Raw genomic sequence first — 17,378 nt, 5'->3', positions numbered from 1 at the left:
CTCAAGTGGCCTCGGCGGTGTGCTCCCGCAGCCAACGGGCGGCTTGCACCATGTGGCGCAACGCGGGTACGACTTCGTCCCACTGCCGCGTCTTCAGCCCGCAATCCGGATTGACCCACAGCTGCTGCGGTGACAAGTGCTGCGCGGCACGGCGCAGCAAATCGATCATCTGCTGCACGGATGGGAGGTTGGGGCTGTGGATGTCATACACCCCCGGCCCCACGCCATTGGGGTAATGGTGGCGTTCGAAGGCGTCGAGCAACTCCATGGCCGAGCGGGCCGTCTCGATCGTGATGACGTCGGCGTCGAGCTCAGCGATGTGCTCGATGATGTCGTTGAACTCGCTGTAGCACATGTGGGTATGGATCTGCGTGGCGTCGCCCACCCCGTTGGCCGCCATGCGAAAGCAGGCGCAGGCCCAGCGCAAGTAATCGGCTTGGTCGGCTTGGCGCAGTGGCAGCCCTTCCCGCAAGGCCGGCTCGTCGATTTGGATGATGGCCACGCCGGCGGCTTCCAGGTCGAGCACCTCCTGGCGCAAGGCCAGTGCCAACTGGCGGCATGTCGTCTCGCGCGCTTGATCGTCACGCACGAAGGACCAGTTCAGCAGCGTCACCGGGCCGGTGAGCATGCCTTTGACCGGCTTGGTGCTCAGCGACTGCGCGTAGGTGGCCCAGCGCACGGTCATCGGTGCGGGCCGCTGCACATCGCCATACAGCAGCGGTGGCTTGACGCAGCGCGAACCGTAGGACTGCACCCAGCCATGCTCGGTCAGCGCGAAGCCATCGAGTTGCTCGGCGAAATATTCCACCATGTCGCTGCGCTCGGCCTCGCCGTGCACCAGCACATCCAGCCCCAGTTCCTCTTGCACGCGGATGCAATGGGCGATTTCTTCCCGCATGGCCTGTTCGTAGGCGGCCGGGTCGATCAGGCCATCGCGCAGGCGCTTGCGCTGCAGGCGAATGTCTGCCGTCTGCGGAAACGAGCCGATCGTGGTGGTCGGCCAGGCGGGCAGTTGCAGGCGTTGCTGTTGCACGGCGATGCGCTGGGCGTAGGGGCTGCGCCGGCGTCCGAGCGCATCGTCCCATGCCGCCAAGGCCGCTTGCACGGCAGGCCGATGCACGCTGGGGCTGTCGCGCCGTGACTGCACGGCCTGTCGTTGCTCCTCCAGCCGTTGGGCCACGCTGTCTTTGCCCTGGGTGAGCGCTTGGGCCAGACAGCGCAGCTCGTCGAGTTTTTGCACACCGAACGCGAGCCAGTCGCGCAACGGATGCGGTAGGCGTCGTTCCAGGTCCAGGTCCACCGGCACGTGCAGCAAAGAACACGAGGGCGCCAACCACAGCCGCTCCTCCAGCCGTGCGGCCAACGGCTCCAGCCAATCCAAGGTGGCGTCCAAGTCGGTTTTCCAGACGTTGCGGCCGTCGATCACGCCCAAGGACAGCACCTTGGTGGGCGGCAAGAGGTTGAGCGCGGCGCTCACTTCCGCGCGCGCCCGCACCGCATCGAGATGCAAGCCGGCCACCGGCAGATTCGCCGCCAGGTATAGGTTCTCGCCCAAGGGGCCGAAATAGGTGGTCAGCAGCAGCTTGACCGGGACGGCCTTGAGCGTGTGATAGGCCAGGTTGAAGGCATGCCGCCACGACGCGTCCAGCTCTTCGACCAGCACCGGCTCGTCGATCTGCACCCAGGTGGCGCCATCGCGGTGCAGGCGTTCGAGCCATTGGGCATACACCGGCAACAGGGCGTCCAGCAGCTTCAGGCGGTCCGAGCCGTCGCGGGCCTTGCCCAGGCGCAGGAAGCTCACCGGCCCCAGCAGCACGGGCTTGCCTCGCACGCCCAAAGACCGGGCCTGCGTCCATTGGGTTTGCAGCCAGTGATCGTCCAGCTCGAAGCGGGTGTGCGCGTCGAACTCGGGCACCAGATAGTGGTAATTGGTGTCGAACCACTTGGTCATTTCGGCCGCGGCCACGGGCGCGGCTGGGCACTGCGCATGAGCCCGGCCGCGCGCGGCCCGGAAGTACACCGACCAGCGATCCAGCGATGCCGCACGGGCACGCTCGGGCAAACAGCCCAAGGCAGCGCTGGTGTCCAGCACGTGGTCGTACAGGGAAAAGTCGCCCACCGGCACCCAATCGAGCCCCGATTGCAAGCCCCAGTGTCGCGCGCGCAGCTGCGCAGCGGTGTCCAGCACCGTGTCGATCGGGGTCTGGCCGCGCCAGTGGGATTCGAGCGCGAATTTCAGTTCACGGTGTGCGCCGATGCGGGCAAAGCCCAGGTTGTGTGTGGTGATCGTTGGCATGGAGTCCGCAGAGATGAAGCCTTGCTGAGGCTGGGATGCTGGCCCCAATGCGCTATGAAGTAAAATGATCTTTCATCAAAAATCAATGAATCCAGTTCATGATCGAGCGCATCCACCTGGCGATCGTGCGCGAAGTGGAGCGTCAGGGTTCTCTGACTGCGGCCGCGCAACGCTTGTGCCTGACCCAATCGGCCCTCAGCCACACCATGCGCAAGCTCGAGCAGCGGGTGGGCACGCCGGTGTGGCGCCGCGAAGGCAAGCGGCTGGTGTTGACCCAGGCAGGTCAAGCGCTGCTGGCGGTGGCGCAGCGGGTGCTGCCGCAACTGGAATTGGCCGAGGAGCGCTTGCAGCAGTATGCGCGGGGCGAGCGCGGCACCTTGCGCATCGGCATGGAATGTCACCCCTGCTTTCTATGGCTGCACCGGCATCTGGGCCCGTACTTGGCGCGCTGGCCGGACGTGGATGTGGATGTGCGCCAGCGGTTCCAGTTCGGTGGCATGGGCGCGCTGCTGGCCCACGACATCGATGTGCTGGTCACGCCAGACCCCTTGCTGCACGCCCAGGTGCATTTCGAGCCGGTCTTCGATTACGAGCAGGTGCTGGTGGTCAGCGCGGCTCACCGCCTGGCGGCTCAGTCGTGGGCGCAGCCGGAAGACTTGGCTGGCGAAACCTTGCTCACCTACCCGGTGAGCACCGATCGTCTGGATGTCTACACCCGGTTTCTCACACCGGCGGGGGTGTTGCCTTTGCGGCACAAGACGGTGGAGAACACGGAAGTTTTGCTGCAGATGGTGGCCGCCGGCCGGGCCGTGACGGCCATGCCGGCATGGTTGGTGCAAGAGTATGCCCAGCGCCTGCCGCTGGCCTGGCTGCGGCTGGGGCAGCAGGGGGTGTTCAAGCACATCCACCTGGGCGTGCGGCGGGCCGATCGGGGCGTGGACTACGTGGCGGATTTTTTGCGTCAGTGCCGCGCCGCCGAGGCGTGAGCTGCCGCAGCGGCGGGCAAGGTCGTTCTCAAAAGGCCCAGCGACCCGTGCCCAATTGTCCGACGCGCAGCAGCCGCTCCACCCCTTCCAGCACGATGGCATTCATGCCGAAAGTCAGTCCGCCGTCCATGCGGGGGTCGGCGCGGTAGCCGGCCAAGGCGTCACCGATGGCGTGGCCGGTGTCGGCCGTGACCGGGTCCACATCCGGGATGGAGCAGCGCACGCAGGGTTTCACGAGCTTCAGGCGCACCGGACCGTCATCCGTGTCGATCTGCAGCTCTTGCAGATGGTCTTCGGCATGGGCCGTCAGGGTCTCGTCCACGGCATCGAGCACGAGGTTGGGGCGGAAGCGCTCCGGGCTGGCCGCCGGCTGCCCCTGCGCGGCCAGGCGGGTGTTGAGTTCGTCCAGCGCCGCGCGGGTCAGCACCAACAGCGGGAAGCCGTCGGTGAACTGGTTTTCGGCTTCCAGGCCGCCGGTCCACTCCAGGCTCGACAGGCGCTTGTGTTCCGGGTCGAAGCGCACCAGGCGCACGCGCCGGCCCAGGAAGTCGCTGAACCATTGGGCCGCCAGGTCGCCCATGTCGTAGGCGGGCACGGTGTCGTTCCACACCGTCACCCGGGTGGGGCCTTCCACGGTGTCGTAGGCAATGTGCAAGGCCAGCATGCCCGGCGCGCGCAGCACCATGTCGGCCGCACGCAGTGTGGGGCGGATCAGCGCCATGCGTGGCAGTTCGCGCTGGCTGAGGAAATGGCCATGCTCATCGACCACCATCCAGGCACGGTCGAACTCCAGACCGGTCTCGATCAGCAAGGCTTCATGGACCGGCACGGCTGCACAGGACTTGATGGGATGCACGTACAAAGCGCCTACACGGAAATTCACATCGCTCACTTGAACCCACTCCTCTGTGCTTGTGTTGCAGCAGGCCCATCGTCCGGGCAGTGGGCGCCAGCCGATGCCCAGGGGGCTGCCGCGCCGATCGCTCCAGCGTGTGGCGCCATGCCCAGCCGACGGCCCTGGGCGAGCCCGACCCGGTGGGTGGCTTCAGGCAGGACGATGGGAGCCTTCAGGCACGGATCATAGAGCCCCGCCCCCTACAATGAGCCATCATGAGCCGCTACGACGTTTCCATCCTGGGCCACGGCATCGTCGGCAAGACGCTCGCCTTGGCCCTGGCGCGCGAAGGGCTGCGTGTGGCCCTCAGTGCGCCGTTGCCGAGCCCGTCGGCCGACGACGTGCGGGCCTATGCGCTCAACGCCAGATCGGTGGCCCTGCTCGAAGGGTTGAAGGTCTGGCCCCACCTTCCCTCCACGGCTGCCACACCGGTCTACGACATGCGGATCGAGGGCGATGCGCCCGGGGCGGCACTGGAGTTCTCGGCCTGGCAACAAGGGGTGCGCGAGCTGGCTTGGATCGTCGATGCGGCCGCGCTCGAACGGGAACTGTCCCGGGCCTTGCAGTTCCAGCCGCATGTGACCGTGGTGGATCGCCCAGTGCACGCCGAGCTCGAGGCCATTTGCGAGGGGCGCCATTCGGCGCGGCGCGCAGCGCTTGGGGTGCAATGGACGCGGCACGACTATGGCCAGACCGCACTGGCCGCCCGCCTGGTGGCCGATGCGCCGCATCGGGGCGTTGCCCGTCAATGGTTTCGCAGCCCCGATGTGTTGGCCTTGCTACCCTTCGACCGCCCGCAGCCCGAGTCTTCCTACGGCCTGGTGTGGTCGCTACCTCGTGCGCAGGCCGAGGCCTGGTTGAGGGCGCGCCCTGAGGCGCTGGAGCAGGCCCTCAACGAAGCCACGGGCGGTGTGGCCGGTCGGCTCCAACTGCACGGTCCCTGCGTGGGTTGGCCTCTGGTGTTCGCCCAGGCCGACCGGGTGTGTGGCCCGGGCTGGGTGTTGCTGGGCGATGCGGCGCACGTGGTGCATCCCTTGGCTGGGCAGGGGCTCAATTTGGGTCTGGCCGATGTGCAGACCCTGGCCGAAGTGCTCGCTGCACGAGAGGCGTGGCGACGTCTGGGGGATGAGCGGCTGTTGCGCCGCTATGCGCGTGCGCGTCGTGCGCCGACCTGGGCCATGGGGCAGCTCACCGATGGTCTGCTGCATTTGTTTGCTGCATCGTCGGCACCGTTGAAGGAACTTCGTAACCGTGGTTTGGGTCTGGTCAATGCCCTGCCGCCTCTGAAGCGCTGGCTCACGGCCCGCGCGCTCGATGCCTGAAGGAATTCGTGATGTCATTGCGCTCCATCTTGGCCGCACTGTTGCTGCTGCCCTTGGCCGTGCCGGCCTGGTCCAATGAGGCGGTGATCCGCAAGAAGTTCGAGACCCGGCTGCCGGCCGATGCCAAGCTGGAGGTCCTGCCCACCCCCGTGCCGGGCTTGTTCGAATTGCAAGTCGGCCATGAGGTCTACTACACCGATGCCCAGGGCAACTACCTGATCCGCGGTGAGCTGATCGACCTGGAGGCTCAGCGCAACCTCACCCAAGAACGCGTGGCGAAGCTCACCGCCATCGACTTCGCCAGCCTGCCGCTCAAAGACGCCATCGTGATGAAGAACGGCAACGGCAAACGCAAGATTGCCGTGTTTGCCGACCCGAATTGCGGCTACTGCAAGCGTTTCGAGCGCGACGTGCAGCAGGTCAAGGATGTGACGGTCTACACCTTTCTCTACCCGGTGCCCATCGGGCCGGACTCGCTGGCCAAGTCGCGCGACGTTTGGTGCGCCAAAGACCGCCTCAAGGCGTGGCAAGACCTGATGCTGCGCAACATCGCGCCGCCGCCGGCGCCAGCGGGCTGTGATTGGAAAGCGGTGGAGCGATCCACCGAGCTGGCACGCAAACACCGCATCAATGGCACCCCGGCGCTGATTTTCGAAGACGGCACCCGCATTCCGGGGGCGCTCAACACGGCCCAGATCGAGCAGCAGCTCGCCCAGGTGAAAGTTCGCTGAAGCACCCCCCGGATGATCCACTATCGCATCGAGCCCCATGATTTGCAGGCCCACCTGTACCGGGTGGTCCTGCGCGTCGTCCGTCCGCAGGCCGACACCCTCGTGTCGCTGCCGGTGTGGATTCCAGGCAGCTATCTGGTGCGTGAGTTTGCGCGTCACCTGCAAGGGCTGGTGGCGCGGCAGGGCTCGCGCACGGTGCCGCTGGAGCAGCTGGACAAGTGCACCTGGCGGGCTCGCTGCAGCGGGGCGAGTGCCTTGGAAATCGAATATCGGGTCTATGCCTTCGACACGTCGGTGCGGGCGGCCTACTTGGATGCGGATCGAGGGTTTTTCAACGGCACCTCGGTGTTCTTGCGCGTGCACGGCCGCGAGGACGAACCCCACCGTGTCGAGCTGCGTGGCTTGCCGCCGCGCTGGCAGGTGGCCACCGCTTTGCCTGCCGTGCGCACCGACGCGCGCGGGCAGGGCGTGTACCAAGCAGCCGACTATGACGAGCTGGTCGACCATCCGGTCGAGCTGGGTGGCTTCTGGCGCGGGCGCTTCAAAGCCCAGGGCGTGGAGCACGAGTTCGTCGTCAGTGGCGCTGCGCCGAGTTTCGACGGCCAACGATTGCTTCGCGATGCCCAGCGCATCTGTGAGACGGCCATCGCCTTCTGGCACGGACGGCGCAAACCTCCTTTCGACCGCTACGTCTTCATGCTCAACGTCGTCGACGATGGCTATGGCGGCTTGGAGCACCGCGCCAGCACTGCATTGATCTGCAGCCGGCGCGATCTGCCGCGCTTGGGCGAGGAGGGGCTGTCCGAGGGCTACGTCACTTTGCTGGGGCTCATCAGCCACGAGTATTTCCATGCGTGGAACGTCAAGCGCCTGCGGCCGGCGGAATTCGCCCGCTATGACTACGGCCGCGAGAATTACACGCAGCTGCTGTGGCTCTTCGAAGGCTTCACGTCGTATTACGACGATCTGCTGTTGTGCCGTGCCGGCTTGATCGACGAGGCGCGCTACCTCAAGTTGTTGGCGCGCACGATCACCAACACCCTTGCGCTGCCGGGCCGTCGGGTGCAAAGCGTCGCGCAGGCCAGTTTCGATGCCTGGGTGAAGTATTACCGCCCAGACGAAAACACGGTCAATTCGACCATCAGCTACTACACCAAAGGGGCGCTCGTCGCGCTGGCACTGGACTTGCGGCTGCGGCAGGAAGGGCGTGGCACGCTGGACGAGGTGATGGCTTGGCTGTGGCGGCACACCGGGGGCGGCCCGATGGACGAAGCCTTGTTCGCGCAGGCGCTGGAGGCCGTCGGCGGGCGCAGCTACCGACGGGAACTCCAAGCCTGGGTGCATGGCACGCAAGATCTTCCGCTGGAAGAACTGCTGCGTGCTCATGCGGTGCGCTGGCAGCGCGACCCCCCGACCTGGGCTCAGCGCTTGGGCGTGCGCGTGGCCGACAACGGCGGGCTGACGGTCAAGGCCGTCTTGCGCGGCAGTGCGGCCGAGCGCGCCGGGCTGGCCGCCGGCGATGAGCTGTTGGCCGTGGACGATTGGCGTTTGCGCAAGCTCGACGATCTGTCGATCTATCTCGGGCCTGCGGCTGAGCCCCGGCGGGCTCGGCTGCTCGTCAGTCGAGATCAACGTCTCAAGACGCTCACGGTGGAGATTCCCGCCGGGCTGGGCTCGGTGGTGTTGGTGCCGGCCGATCCGGCGTCAGATGGCGAATTGCAGCGTCGTCGAGCTTGGCTCAAGGCCCGTTGACCGCTGTCGAAGGTGGCGCGGCGGCCCCGCCGATGATGTGCGGGGTTCAGTACGGATCGATGAAACGAATCCGGAAGGCTTCGGCCGTCGTCGGCCCACGGTTGTCCTGCAGCACCCGCTGGGCCATGGTCAGCACCGGCTTCATGTCCGCCCAGGCCTTGGCTTTTTCCAAGCGCACGGCCAGATCGTCGCCCATGGGTCCGAGCTGCTCGGAGATGAAGCGGGCAGCCTGCTGGCGCAGGGCGATGAAGTCCGCCCCCGTGGGGCCCTGACCGAAGCTGGACTCCGTCGGCGGGGGGACGCTGTCTGCCGGTTTGGCGCCATTCGATGCGGAGCGCTGCGCCGTGACGGCGATCACCTCGATGAAGCCTTGATCACGCAGCTGTTGGAGCAGTTCCTGGCCATCGCCAGGAATCATGCGCAGCAGCTCCTCGTCCGTGCGTTTGCCATCGACCATGATCAGCGCTGAGCGCAGCTTCATGGACAGGTGGTGTTGGCGGGTGGCGATTTCGGCCTGTCCCTTTTCCGTCTTGCGGTACACCGTAGCCATCGATCACCCTGGTTGAGCGCGATGCGTGCAGCTTAACGCGCCCCATCCGCTCACGCCACTGGGAAAGCTCCTGTGGAGCGCGCTGCGGTGGGGGCATGCCGGTCGGATTTCACGCCATCGGCGGGGCCGTATAGTGAGGGCTGCGAAAGGAGAAGCCCGTGAGCGAACCCCTCATCCTGACCCAAGTGCGCGGCCAGGCCGCGCTGAAGGTGGGTGTCATCACCCTGAACCGGCCCAAGCAGCTCAACGCCCTCAACGATGCGCTGATGGATCAGCTAGGCCAGGCGCTGTTGGCCTTCGATGCCGACGATGCCATCGGCTGCATGGTCATCACTGGCAGCGAGAAGGCCTTTGCGGCCGGTGCCGACATCTCGGCCATGGCCAAGTGGACCTACATGGAGGTCTACAAATCGGATTTCATCACCCGCAACTGGGAAACGCTCAAGCGCGTGCGCAAGCCGGTGATCGCCGCGGTGTCGGGCTTTGCGCTGGGCGGCGGCTGCGAGTTGGCGATGATGTGCGACATCATCATCGCGGCGGACACGGCGAAGTTCGGCCAGCCCGAGATCAAGCTGGGCATCATTCCCGGCGCAGGAGGCACGCAGCGCTTGCCGCGCGCAGTGGGCAAGGCCAAGGCCATGGATCTGGTCCTTACCGGGCGCATGATGGATGCGGTCGAGGCCGAGCGCGCCGGTCTGGTGTCCCGGGTGGTGCCAGCCGACAAGCTGCTGGAGGAGACGTTTGCCGCGGCCGACGCCATCTGTGGCTATTCACTGCCCAGCCTGCTGGCGGCCAAGGAATGCGTGAACCGGGCCTATGAGTCGCCGCTGGACGAAGGACTGCGTTTCGAGCGTCGCGCCTTCCACGCCTTGTTTGCCACCGAGGATCAAAAAGAGGGCATGGACGCCTTTCTGTCCAAACGCCCCGCGGTGTTCAAGCATCGCTGACGCGCACGCTCAGCGCGCCGCCAGCGCCTCCAGCAGGCGGCCATGGATGCCGCCGAAGCTGCCATTGCTCATGCACAGCACATGGTCGCCCGCACGCGCGGCGGCCAGCACCTGGGCGATCACGCCGTCGATGCTGTCGGCCACCTGGGCCTTGGCGCCCAAGGGGGCCAGCGCCTGGGCGGCATCCCAAGTCAGGCCGCCACTGTGGCAGAAGGCCAGATCGGCTGCTTCCAAGGCCCAAGGCAGCTGCGCTTTCATCGTGCCCAGCTTCATCGTGTTCGAGCGCGGCTCGAAGACGGCCAGGATGCGCGCCGAGCCCACGCGGCGGCGCAGGCCGTCGATCGTGGTGCGCATCGCCGTGGGGTGGTGGGCGAAGTCGTCATAGACGGTCACGCCGCCGGCCTGTCCACGCACTTCGAGCCGCCGACGCACGTTGCGAAAGCCGCCCAACGCTTCGGCCGCCGCCGAGGGCGAGATGCCCAGGTGCTCGGCCGCGGCGATGGCCGCCAGCGCGTTCATCTGGTTGTGCTCGCCCAACAGCTCCCAGCGCACCCGGCCCACGACCTGGCCATCGCGGTAGACCTCGAAGTCTTGAGGCTCGCCGCGGGCCTCGAAGCCTTGGGCCGTGCCAAAGCGCACCACCTCGCTCCAGCAACCCTTGTCCAGCACACGCTGCAGGCTGGCCTCGCGCGCATTGACCACCAGGCGGCCGCCGCCAGGCACGGTGCGCACCAGGTGGTGGAATTGGCGCTCGATGGCCGCCAGGTCGTCGAAGATGTCGGCGTGGTCGAATTCCAGGTTGTTCAGCACCGCAGTGCGCGGCCGGTAGTGCACGAACTTGCTGCGCTTGTCGAAGAAGGCCGTGTCGTACTCGTCGGCCTCGATCACGAAGGCGGACCCTGCACCCAGGCGGGCCGACACCCCGAAGTTTTGCGGCACGCCGCCCACCAGAAAACCAGGCTGGCGCCCCGTGGCCTCGAGAATCCAGGCCAGCATCGAGGTGGTGGTCGTCTTGCCGTGCGTGCCGGCCACGGCCAGCACATGGCGGCCGTGCAAGACGTTTTCGGCCAGCCACTGCGGGCCACTGGTGTAGCGCAAGCCGGCCTCGAGCACGGCCTCCATCAGCGGGTTGCCGCGACTGACCACGTTGCCCACCACCCAGACATCGGGCCGCAGGGCGAGCTGGTCGGCGCCATAGCCCTCGATCAGCTCGATGCCCAGCTCGCGCAGCTGGTCGCTCATGGGCGGATAGACACCGGCATCGCAGCCGGTGACGCGGTGGCCTGCCTCGCGGGCCAGGGCGGCCAGCCCGCCCATGAAGGTGCCGCAGATGCCAAGAATGTGCAGATGCATGCGTGAATCCCGGCGCGGGGCCGGCAGCGATGGGATCAGGGGGCGGCCCAGGATGCGAAGGTGGCGCGGGCGGCCTCGATGGTGGCGGTGATGTCTTCGGCCGTGTGGGCGGCGCTGACGAAGCCGGCTTCGTACAGCGCGGGCGCGAGGTAAATCCCGCGTTGGAGCATGCCGTGGAAGACGCGATTGAAAGCCTCCTTGTCGGTGGCCATGACCTGCCCGTAGTTTTGCGGCAGCTCACGCGCCAGGAAGAAGCCGAACATGCCGCCTTCGCAGTCCACGGCGAGGTCGATGCCGGCTTCGCGTGCGGCGCTTTGCAGGCCGTCCACCAGCATGCGGGTGCGCTCCGACAGTGCCTCGAAGAAGCCGGGTCGGCGGATCTCGCGCAGCGTGGCCAGGCCGCAGGCCGTGGCCACCGGGTTGCCCGACAAGGTGCCGGCCTGATAGACCGGCCCCAGCGGCGAGAGCTGCTCCATGATGGCGCGCGGGCCGCCAAAGGCGGCCAGCGGCATGCCCCCGCCGATGACCTTGCCGAAGACGCTGAGGTCGGGCCGCAAGCCCGGGATGAGCCGGCCGTAGAGCCCCTGCGCGCCGTGCAGACCCACGCGGAAACCGGTCATGACCTCGTCGAAGATCAGCAGCGCCCCATGCCGTGTGCACAGCTCGCCCAGCCGGCGCATGAACGGTACGCTGGCGCGCACGAAGTTCATGTTGCCGGCGATCGGCTCGATGATCACGCAGGCCAGCTGCGTGCCGTGCTCGGCAAACGCGGCCTCCAGTTGATCGAGGTTGTTGTATTCCAGCACCAAGGTGTGCTGCACCGCCTCGGGCGGCACGCCGGCACTGGTCGGGTGGCCGAAGGTGGCCAACCCGGAGCCGGCCTTCACCAGCAGGGCATCGGCATGACCGTGGTAGCAGCCTTCGAATTTGATGAGCTTGGGTCGGCCGGTGGCTCCGCGCGCCAGGCGGATCGCGCTCATGGCGGCTTCGGTGCCCGAACTCACCAGCCGCACCTGTTCCACCGAGGGCACCAGATCCAGGATGGCTTCGGCCAGTTCGATCTCGCGCTCGGTGGGCGCACCGAAGGACAAGCCCTCGGCCACGGCGCGCTGCACGGCCTCCACCACGGCGGGATGGCCGTGTCCGAGGATCATCGGGCCCCAAGAGCCGATGTAATCGATGTAGCGGCGGCCTTCGGCGTCATAGAGATACGCGCCCTGGGCCCGCGTGATGAAGCGCGGTGTGCCCCCGACGGCGCGGAAGGCGCGCACCGGCGAGTTGACGCCGCCGGGGATGACCCGACGTGCGCGTTCGAAGAGTTGTTCGTTGGTGGCCATGCGAAGCGAGAGTCGGAGCCGACGGGCGCACCCGTTGGCGGTGTTTTGTGTGTCAGTGGACGTGACGCCGATCCGGCGGGGCGCCATCCTCGGCCTCGTCGGCAGGCTCTGGCGAGCCCTCGGCCGGTGGCAAAGCCCAGAAGAACCGGTCGGGAATCACCGCGCCCATGCCGGGCCGGAAGCCGGCATCCAGGGTTTGGTCCAGGAAGGCCAGGGCCTCGGCGGCTGCGGCGGTGATGTCCGCCCCGTTGGCCAGCATGGCCGTCAGGGCGGCCGACAGGGTTTCGCCCGCGCCGACGAACCCGGCGTCGAAGCGCTCGAAACGTTCGCCGCTGATCGGCCCGTCGGCCGTGGCCAGGACGTTGTCGACGAAATGGTCGGGCAGTTGGATGCCGGTGACCAGCACGAAGCGCGTGCCATGTTCGGCCGCCGCGACGGCCAGCTCACGCGGGGAGGCTGGCCGATCGGCATCCCAGTCGGGCAACAAAAAGTCGGTGAGGGTCTTGTGGTTGCCCACGAGCACCGAGGCCTGCGGCAGCACCAGTTCGCGGAACGCGTCGTGATAGGCCTCGTGGGCGGATTCTTCCATCCAGGGCAGGCTGGGCAGGTAGGCCACCAGGGGCACGTCGGGGTAGTCGGACAACACCTCGGCGACCACGCTGATGATTTCCGCACTGCCGAGGAAACCGACTTTCCAGGCAGCGATCGGCGTGTCCTCGAGGATGCTGCGGGCCTGCTCGACCACCGCCTCATCGTCGAGCACGTGGTGATCGAACACTTCGGCGGTGTCTCGCAGCAAGATGGCCGTGACCACCGGCAAGGGGTGGGCTCCCATGGCGCACAGGGTGGCCACGTCGCCACCCAAGCCGCCTGCGCCACTGGGGTCGTTGGCGTTGAAGCTCATCACGCACGGCGGGGCGGCGGCGTCCTCGGGGGCGTCGGGGGCCGGGTCTTGGGGGGTTTGGGACATGGATGCGGGCCGGTGCGGTGGGCGAGGGCGGTCGGCAGGGAACTTCACATGAACAATCACGTGTAAGTTCGCACAAACCCTCGCGGTTTTGTGTGTTCACAAGGCTACAATGCCTCGCATCATTGTAGTGAAACTGATACAAAGTGAGCGAGTCTCGAACCTGGATGTGCCTGATTTGCGGATGGATCTATGACGAGGCCGCCGGCGACCCTGAGCATGGCATCGCCCCGGGGACTGCCTGGGCCGATGTGCCGATGAACTGGGTTTGCCCAGAATGCGGCGCTCGCAAGGAAGACTTCGAAATGGTGCAGATCTAGCGCGACAGACGCGAGGACAGCCAGTTCAAGTCGTTGAGGAGAGGGCTTCAGTGAGCGATACCGCTGCTTCGAACGGCCGGGCCATGCCTGCGGGGGCCACCAAGGTGCTTGTCATCGACGACAGCAACACCATTCGCCGCAGCGCCGAGATCTTCCTCAAGCAAGGCGGCTACGAAGTGGTGCTGGCTGAGGACGGCTTCGATGCGCTGGCCAAGGTCAATGACCATGAGCCGCATTTGATTTTTTGCGACATCTTGATGCCGCGGCTCGATGGGTACCAGACCTGCGCGATCATCAAGCGCAATCCCAAGTTTTCTTCGGTGCCGGTGATCATGCTGTCGTCCAAGGACGGTTTGTTCGACAAGGCGCGCGGACGCATGGTCGGCTCGCAGGATTACCTGACCAAGCCCTTCACCAAAGACCAGTTGCTCCAGGCCGTGGAACAGCACCGCCGCACCGCATGAATCCCGGGGCGCCCGACTGCCGGCGCCCTTTCTCATTGCATCCGTTTGCACGGGGGCACCTGTGGGTCAGCCCCGATCGAGTGAGGTAAAACGCCATGCCAGTCAAAAAGATCCTGTTGGTCGACGACTCGAAGACCGAACTGCATCATCTGTCCGAACTGCTGACCAAGCGCGGCTACAGCGTGCGTACGGCCGAAAACGGAGAGGAGGCTTGGCGGCGTCTGGCCGAGGACAAGCCCGACCTGATCCTGATGGATGTGGTCATGCCCGGCCAGAACGGCTTTCAGCTCACGCGTTCGATCACACGCGACCCCAACTATGCGGACGTGCCGGTGATCATGTGCACGAGCAAGAACCAAGAAACCGACAAAGTCTGGGGCATGCGCCAAGGCGCGCGCGACTATGTGGTCAAGCCCGTGGACGCCGAGGAACTGATCAACAAGATCCGCGCCTTCGACTGATGAGACGTCGCGGGCACGACGGCACGCAGGTGTCAGACCGCACCCGAGCAAGCACAGACATACACCATGGCGAACAAAGAAGCGCTGCGTGAGCTGCAAACCCGCTTGGCCGAGCGTTTGCAGGCCGCTCGCACCGAGGCGCGCACGGCCAACTGGTTGGCGGTGGAGTCTGCAGGACGGCGTTTCCTGCTGCCGCTGCAAGAAGCCGGCGAGATCTTCCCGTTTTCATCCTGCGTGAGCGTGCCGCATACATCGCCCTGGTTCCTGGGCGTGGCCAATCTGCGTGGCGGCCTGCATGGCGTGGTCGACTTGGCGGCCTTTTTGGGTTTGCGGGCCGCCAACATGGCAAGCGCCGACGGCTTGCGTGAACAGGCCCGATTGATCGCGCTCAATCCGTCGTTGGATGTCAATTGCGCCTTGCTGGTGGAGCGGCTGGCCGGTCTGCGCAGCCGCGAGCAGCTCCAGCCGGCCGACGACGGGGTCGATGAGCGTGCGCCGCGGCCCGGCTTCGTGGGTCAACGCCTGCGCGACGCCCAGGGGCGCGTATGGCAGGAGTTGCACCTGGCCGCGCTGGCGCGTGACGAGGCATTCCTGAGGATCGTGGGCTGACGGGGCGCCTCGCGCGGCGACGACCGGCCTGCTATGAGTGACGTTCGAGCAGAAAGCTAGAGGGGAATATGAGTTTCATCAGCAAGATCACCGGCAAAGGCAAGAAGGGGCCGGGCGAGGACTCACTGGGCAAGCCGTACGACGGGGCCTCGGACGAGCTGCCTTTGCCGGGGGCGGATGCGACGATCAGCCTGGAGACGCGGCCCAACGGGGCGTCCTCCACCGACAAGGACTCCTCCATCATCTCCGAGGTGGCGCCCTCGGAATTGCCTGGCGAGTTTGCGCAAACGCGCATGCAAGCCGGCGAGGCCGTGGAGTCCCGTTCCCGGCTGCCCTTGATCGGCCACTTGCCGGTGGCCCAGCAGCAGCGGATCCTGGGTGCGCTGACCGTGCTGGGTGTGGTCGGTCTGCTGGCGGTGGTGGGCATTTCGCAGAACAATGCCAACAACGTGGCAGCGCAGGTGCGTACCACCGGTGAGGCGCTGATGCAGTCGCAGCGCTTGGCCAAGTCAGTGTCTCAGGCCCTGGTGGGCAACCCGCAGGCCTTTGCCGAGGTGCGCGAAAGTGCCTCGGTGTTGGCCGCTGGCGTGCGTGGTCTGCGCAACGGTGGAGCGGATCTCGTGCCGGTGGCCCCGGATGTGCAGCCGGCCCTCGAGCCCATCATGCCGCTGGTCGACCGCGCCGAGAAAAATGCCGGCATCGTGTTGTCGCAGCAGGAGATCTTGACGCAGGTGGGACAGGCCTTGCGCACCATCAACCGCCAGTCGGCCGACCTGCTGGAGATTGCCGAGACCATCTCCTCGCTGAAGCTGCAGCAAAATGCCTCGCCGGCCGAAATCTCCGCCGCAGGGCAGTTGGTGATGCTGACGCAGCGTATCGGAAAGTCGGCCAACGAGTTCCTGACGATGGAAGGCGTCTCGCCCGAGGCCGTGTTCTTGCTCGGCAAGGACTTGAACTCTTTCCGTGAAATCGCGCAAGGCTTGCTGGAGGGCAGCGCCGAACTGCGCTTGCCACCCACGCGCGACGAGCAGACCAGGGAACGCCTGCAGGCCTTGCAGGCGCTGTACGAGCAAACCCGCACTCAGGCCGGCGCCATCCTGGGCAACCTCCAGGGGCTGGTGTCGGCCCGCGAGGCCCAGGTGGTGATCATCGACGACTCCGAGGCCTTGCGTAAGGGCTTGCAAGAAGTGCAGACGCTGCTGTCCGAAAAGACCGGCTTCGGCACCGTCAACCTGATCGTGTTGTTGACCTCCATCGTCTTGGCCTTGGTCGGCATTCTCGGGCTGCTCTATGTGTACTTCCAAGCCGAACGTGCGCGTGCGCTGCTGGCCGAGCAGCAGCGCTTGGAGGCCGAGCGGCAGGAGCAAGAAGCCAAGCGCATCAATGATGCCAACCAGGCGGCCATTCTGAGGCTGATGAACGAGTTGCAGACGGTGGCCGAAGGCGACCTGACGCAACAAGCCACGGTGACCGAGGACATCACCGGTGCCATTGCCGACTCGGTGAACTACACGGTGGAGGAACTGCGCACCCTCGTGGCTCAGGTGCAGGGCACGGTGACGCGGGTGACCGAGACCACGCAACAGGTCGAGGCCACGTCCACCGAACTGCTGGCAGCCTCGACCGAGCAGCTGCGTGAGATTCGTGACACGGGTGAGTCGGTGCTCCAGATGGCCAGCCGAATCAACGAAGTGTCGGCGCGAGCCCAGCAATCGGCCCAAGTGGCTCGTCAGTCGCTGTTGGCTGCCGAGCAAGGCTTGCGGGCCGTGCAAAACGCCATCGGCGGTATGAATGCCATTCGTGAACAGATCCAGGAAACCTCCAAACGGATCAAGCGGCTGGGCGAGTCCTCGCAAGAGATCGGTGAGATCACCGAGCTGATCTCCGACATTACCGAACAGACCAACGTGTTGGCGCTCAACGCCGCCATCCAGGCGGCTTCGGCCGGTGAAGCCGGGCGCGGCTTTTCGGTGGTGGCCGAGGAAGTGCAGCGGCTGGCCGAGCGTTCCGCCGATGCGACCAAGCAGATCGCCGCGCTGGTCAAAACCATTCAGACCGACACGGCCGATGCCGTGGCGGCCATGGAGCGCTCCACGCAGGGCGTGGTGGAAGGGGCCAAACTGTCGGACCACGCCGGCACGGCGCTCGGTGAGATCGACCGCGTGTCGCGCCAGCTGGCCGAGCTGATCGAGGAGATTTCGGCCCAGGCCTCCCGTGAAGCCGAATCGGCCAACATCGTGGCCGGCAACATTCAGCACATCTTCGCGGTGACCGAGCAAACCGGTGAGGGCACACGCTCGACGGCGCAGCTGGTGCGTGAGCTGTCCAAGACCGCCGAAGAACTGAAGCAGTCGGTGGCGCGCTTCAAGATCAGCTGAGCAGGGTGGG

Annotated in this window: 16 protein-coding genes; 10 read left to right on the top strand and 6 right to left on the bottom strand. The window is 66.2% G+C overall.

All coding sequences use genetic code 11. From position 1 onward, the window contains the following. Window position 1: 1 nt before the first annotated feature. On the bottom strand, window positions 2–2,296 hold the full coding sequence (metE, locus tag CTA01S_RS09045; RefSeq protein ID WP_062194733.1) for a 5-methyltetrahydropteroyltriglutamate--homocysteine S-methyltransferase: 2,295 nt from the start codon (window positions 2,294–2,296) through the stop codon (window positions 2–4). 98 nt (window positions 2,297–2,394) lie between these two features. Here metE and CTA01S_RS09040 point away from each other — a divergent pair, with 98 nt between their 5' ends. Further along, on the top strand, window positions 2,395–3,282 hold the full coding sequence (locus tag CTA01S_RS09040) for a LysR family transcriptional regulator (RefSeq protein WP_062194726.1): 888 nt from the start codon (window positions 2,395–2,397) through the stop codon (window positions 3,280–3,282). 28 nt (window positions 3,283–3,310) lie between these two features. Here the strand turns inward: CTA01S_RS09040 and CTA01S_RS09035 are convergent, their stop codons facing one another. Then, window positions 3,311–4,174 (bottom strand): MOSC domain-containing protein, encoded by an 864-nt coding sequence (locus CTA01S_RS09035; protein WP_062194724.1) that lies wholly within the window; start codon window positions 4,172–4,174, stop codon window positions 3,311–3,313. Window positions 4,175–4,392: 218 nt separating this feature from the next. Here CTA01S_RS09035 and CTA01S_RS09030 point away from each other — a divergent pair, with 218 nt between their 5' ends. Genes CTA01S_RS09030 through CTA01S_RS09020 form a run of 3 tightly spaced genes read left to right on the top strand, consistent with a single transcriptional unit; the run spans window position 4,393 to window position 7,982 of the window. Further along, window positions 4,393–5,499 carry an FAD-dependent monooxygenase gene (locus CTA01S_RS09030; protein ID WP_062194722.1) on the top strand — a complete coding sequence of 369 codons (1,107 nt, stop codon included), beginning with the start codon at window positions 4,393–4,395 and terminating at the stop codon, window positions 5,497–5,499. 11 nt (window positions 5,500–5,510) lie between these two features. Beyond that, on the top strand, window positions 5,511–6,230 hold the full coding sequence (locus CTA01S_RS09025; protein ID WP_062194718.1) for a DsbC family protein: 720 nt from the start codon (window positions 5,511–5,513) through the stop codon (window positions 6,228–6,230). 12 nt (window positions 6,231–6,242) lie between these two features. Further along, window positions 6,243–7,982 (top strand): M61 family metallopeptidase, encoded by a 1,740-nt coding sequence (locus CTA01S_RS09020; RefSeq protein WP_062194715.1) that lies wholly within the window; start codon window positions 6,243–6,245, stop codon window positions 7,980–7,982. A gap of 46 nt (window positions 7,983–8,028) precedes the next feature. On the opposite strand, the gene CTA01S_RS09015 is transcribed toward CTA01S_RS09020, so the two are convergent. Continuing rightward, window positions 8,029–8,532, bottom strand: coding sequence for a hypothetical protein (locus tag CTA01S_RS09015; RefSeq protein ID WP_157451332.1), 504 nt, complete (start codon window positions 8,530–8,532; stop codon window positions 8,029–8,031). Between the two features lie 158 nt (window positions 8,533–8,690). On the opposite strand from CTA01S_RS09015, the gene CTA01S_RS09010 reads away from it, so the two are divergent. Beyond that, window positions 8,691–9,479 (top strand): enoyl-CoA hydratase, encoded by a 789-nt coding sequence (locus CTA01S_RS09010; RefSeq protein WP_062194707.1) that lies wholly within the window; start codon window positions 8,691–8,693, stop codon window positions 9,477–9,479. Between the two features lie 9 nt (window positions 9,480–9,488). Here the strand turns inward: CTA01S_RS09010 and mpl are convergent, their stop codons facing one another. Genes mpl through thiD form a run of 3 tightly spaced genes read right to left on the bottom strand, consistent with a single transcriptional unit; the run spans window position 9,489 to window position 13,139 of the window. After that, window positions 9,489–10,832, bottom strand: a complete 1,344-nt coding sequence (gene mpl / locus CTA01S_RS09005) for a UDP-N-acetylmuramate:L-alanyl-gamma-D-glutamyl-meso-diaminopimelate ligase (protein WP_062194704.1) — start codon at window positions 10,830–10,832, stop codon at window positions 9,489–9,491. A 35-nt stretch (window positions 10,833–10,867) separates the two neighbouring features. Further along, window positions 10,868–12,169 carry a glutamate-1-semialdehyde 2,1-aminomutase gene (hemL, locus tag CTA01S_RS09000; RefSeq protein ID WP_062194700.1) on the bottom strand — a complete coding sequence of 434 codons (1,302 nt, stop codon included), beginning with the start codon at window positions 12,167–12,169 and terminating at the stop codon, window positions 10,868–10,870. A gap of 52 nt (window positions 12,170–12,221) precedes the next feature. Continuing rightward, complete coding sequence (thiD, locus tag CTA01S_RS08995) at window positions 12,222–13,139, bottom strand: bifunctional hydroxymethylpyrimidine kinase/phosphomethylpyrimidine kinase (RefSeq protein ID WP_026330175.1); 918 nt, start codon at window positions 13,137–13,139, stop codon at window positions 12,222–12,224. Between the two features lie 164 nt (window positions 13,140–13,303). Here thiD and CTA01S_RS08990 point away from each other — a divergent pair, with 164 nt between their 5' ends. The 5 genes from CTA01S_RS08990 (at window position 13,304) to CTA01S_RS08970 (ending at window position 17,368) form a co-directional block, all read left to right on the top strand. Then, window positions 13,304–13,456 carry a rubredoxin gene (locus tag CTA01S_RS08990; protein ID WP_019560853.1) on the top strand — a complete coding sequence of 51 codons (153 nt, stop codon included), beginning with the start codon at window positions 13,304–13,306 and terminating at the stop codon, window positions 13,454–13,456. An 83-nt stretch (window positions 13,457–13,539) separates the two neighbouring features. Next, on the top strand, window positions 13,540–13,920 hold the full coding sequence (locus CTA01S_RS08985; RefSeq protein ID WP_019560852.1) for a response regulator: 381 nt from the start codon (window positions 13,540–13,542) through the stop codon (window positions 13,918–13,920). Window positions 13,921–14,015: 95 nt separating this feature from the next. Beyond that, the gene (locus tag CTA01S_RS08980; protein WP_019560851.1) at window positions 14,016–14,381 is read left to right on the top strand and encodes a response regulator; all 366 of its coding nucleotides are present in this window, start codon (window positions 14,016–14,018) and stop codon (window positions 14,379–14,381) included. Window positions 14,382–14,447: 66 nt separating this feature from the next. After that, on the top strand, window positions 14,448–14,990 hold the full coding sequence (locus CTA01S_RS08975) for a chemotaxis protein CheW (protein WP_019560850.1): 543 nt from the start codon (window positions 14,448–14,450) through the stop codon (window positions 14,988–14,990). A gap of 68 nt (window positions 14,991–15,058) precedes the next feature. Then, window positions 15,059–17,368 (top strand): methyl-accepting chemotaxis protein, encoded by a 2,310-nt coding sequence (locus CTA01S_RS08970; RefSeq protein WP_019560849.1) that lies wholly within the window; start codon window positions 15,059–15,061, stop codon window positions 17,366–17,368. The last annotated feature ends 10 nt before the right edge of the window (window positions 17,369–17,378 follow it).

It is taken from the genome of Caldimonas taiwanensis NBRC 104434 (assembly GCF_001592165.1).
Lineage (GTDB): Bacteria > Pseudomonadota > Gammaproteobacteria > Burkholderiales > Burkholderiaceae_C > Caldimonas > Caldimonas manganoxidans.
The sequence above is the reverse complement of the archived record's forward strand: the minus strand, read 5'-3'. Positions and strand labels throughout refer to the sequence as shown.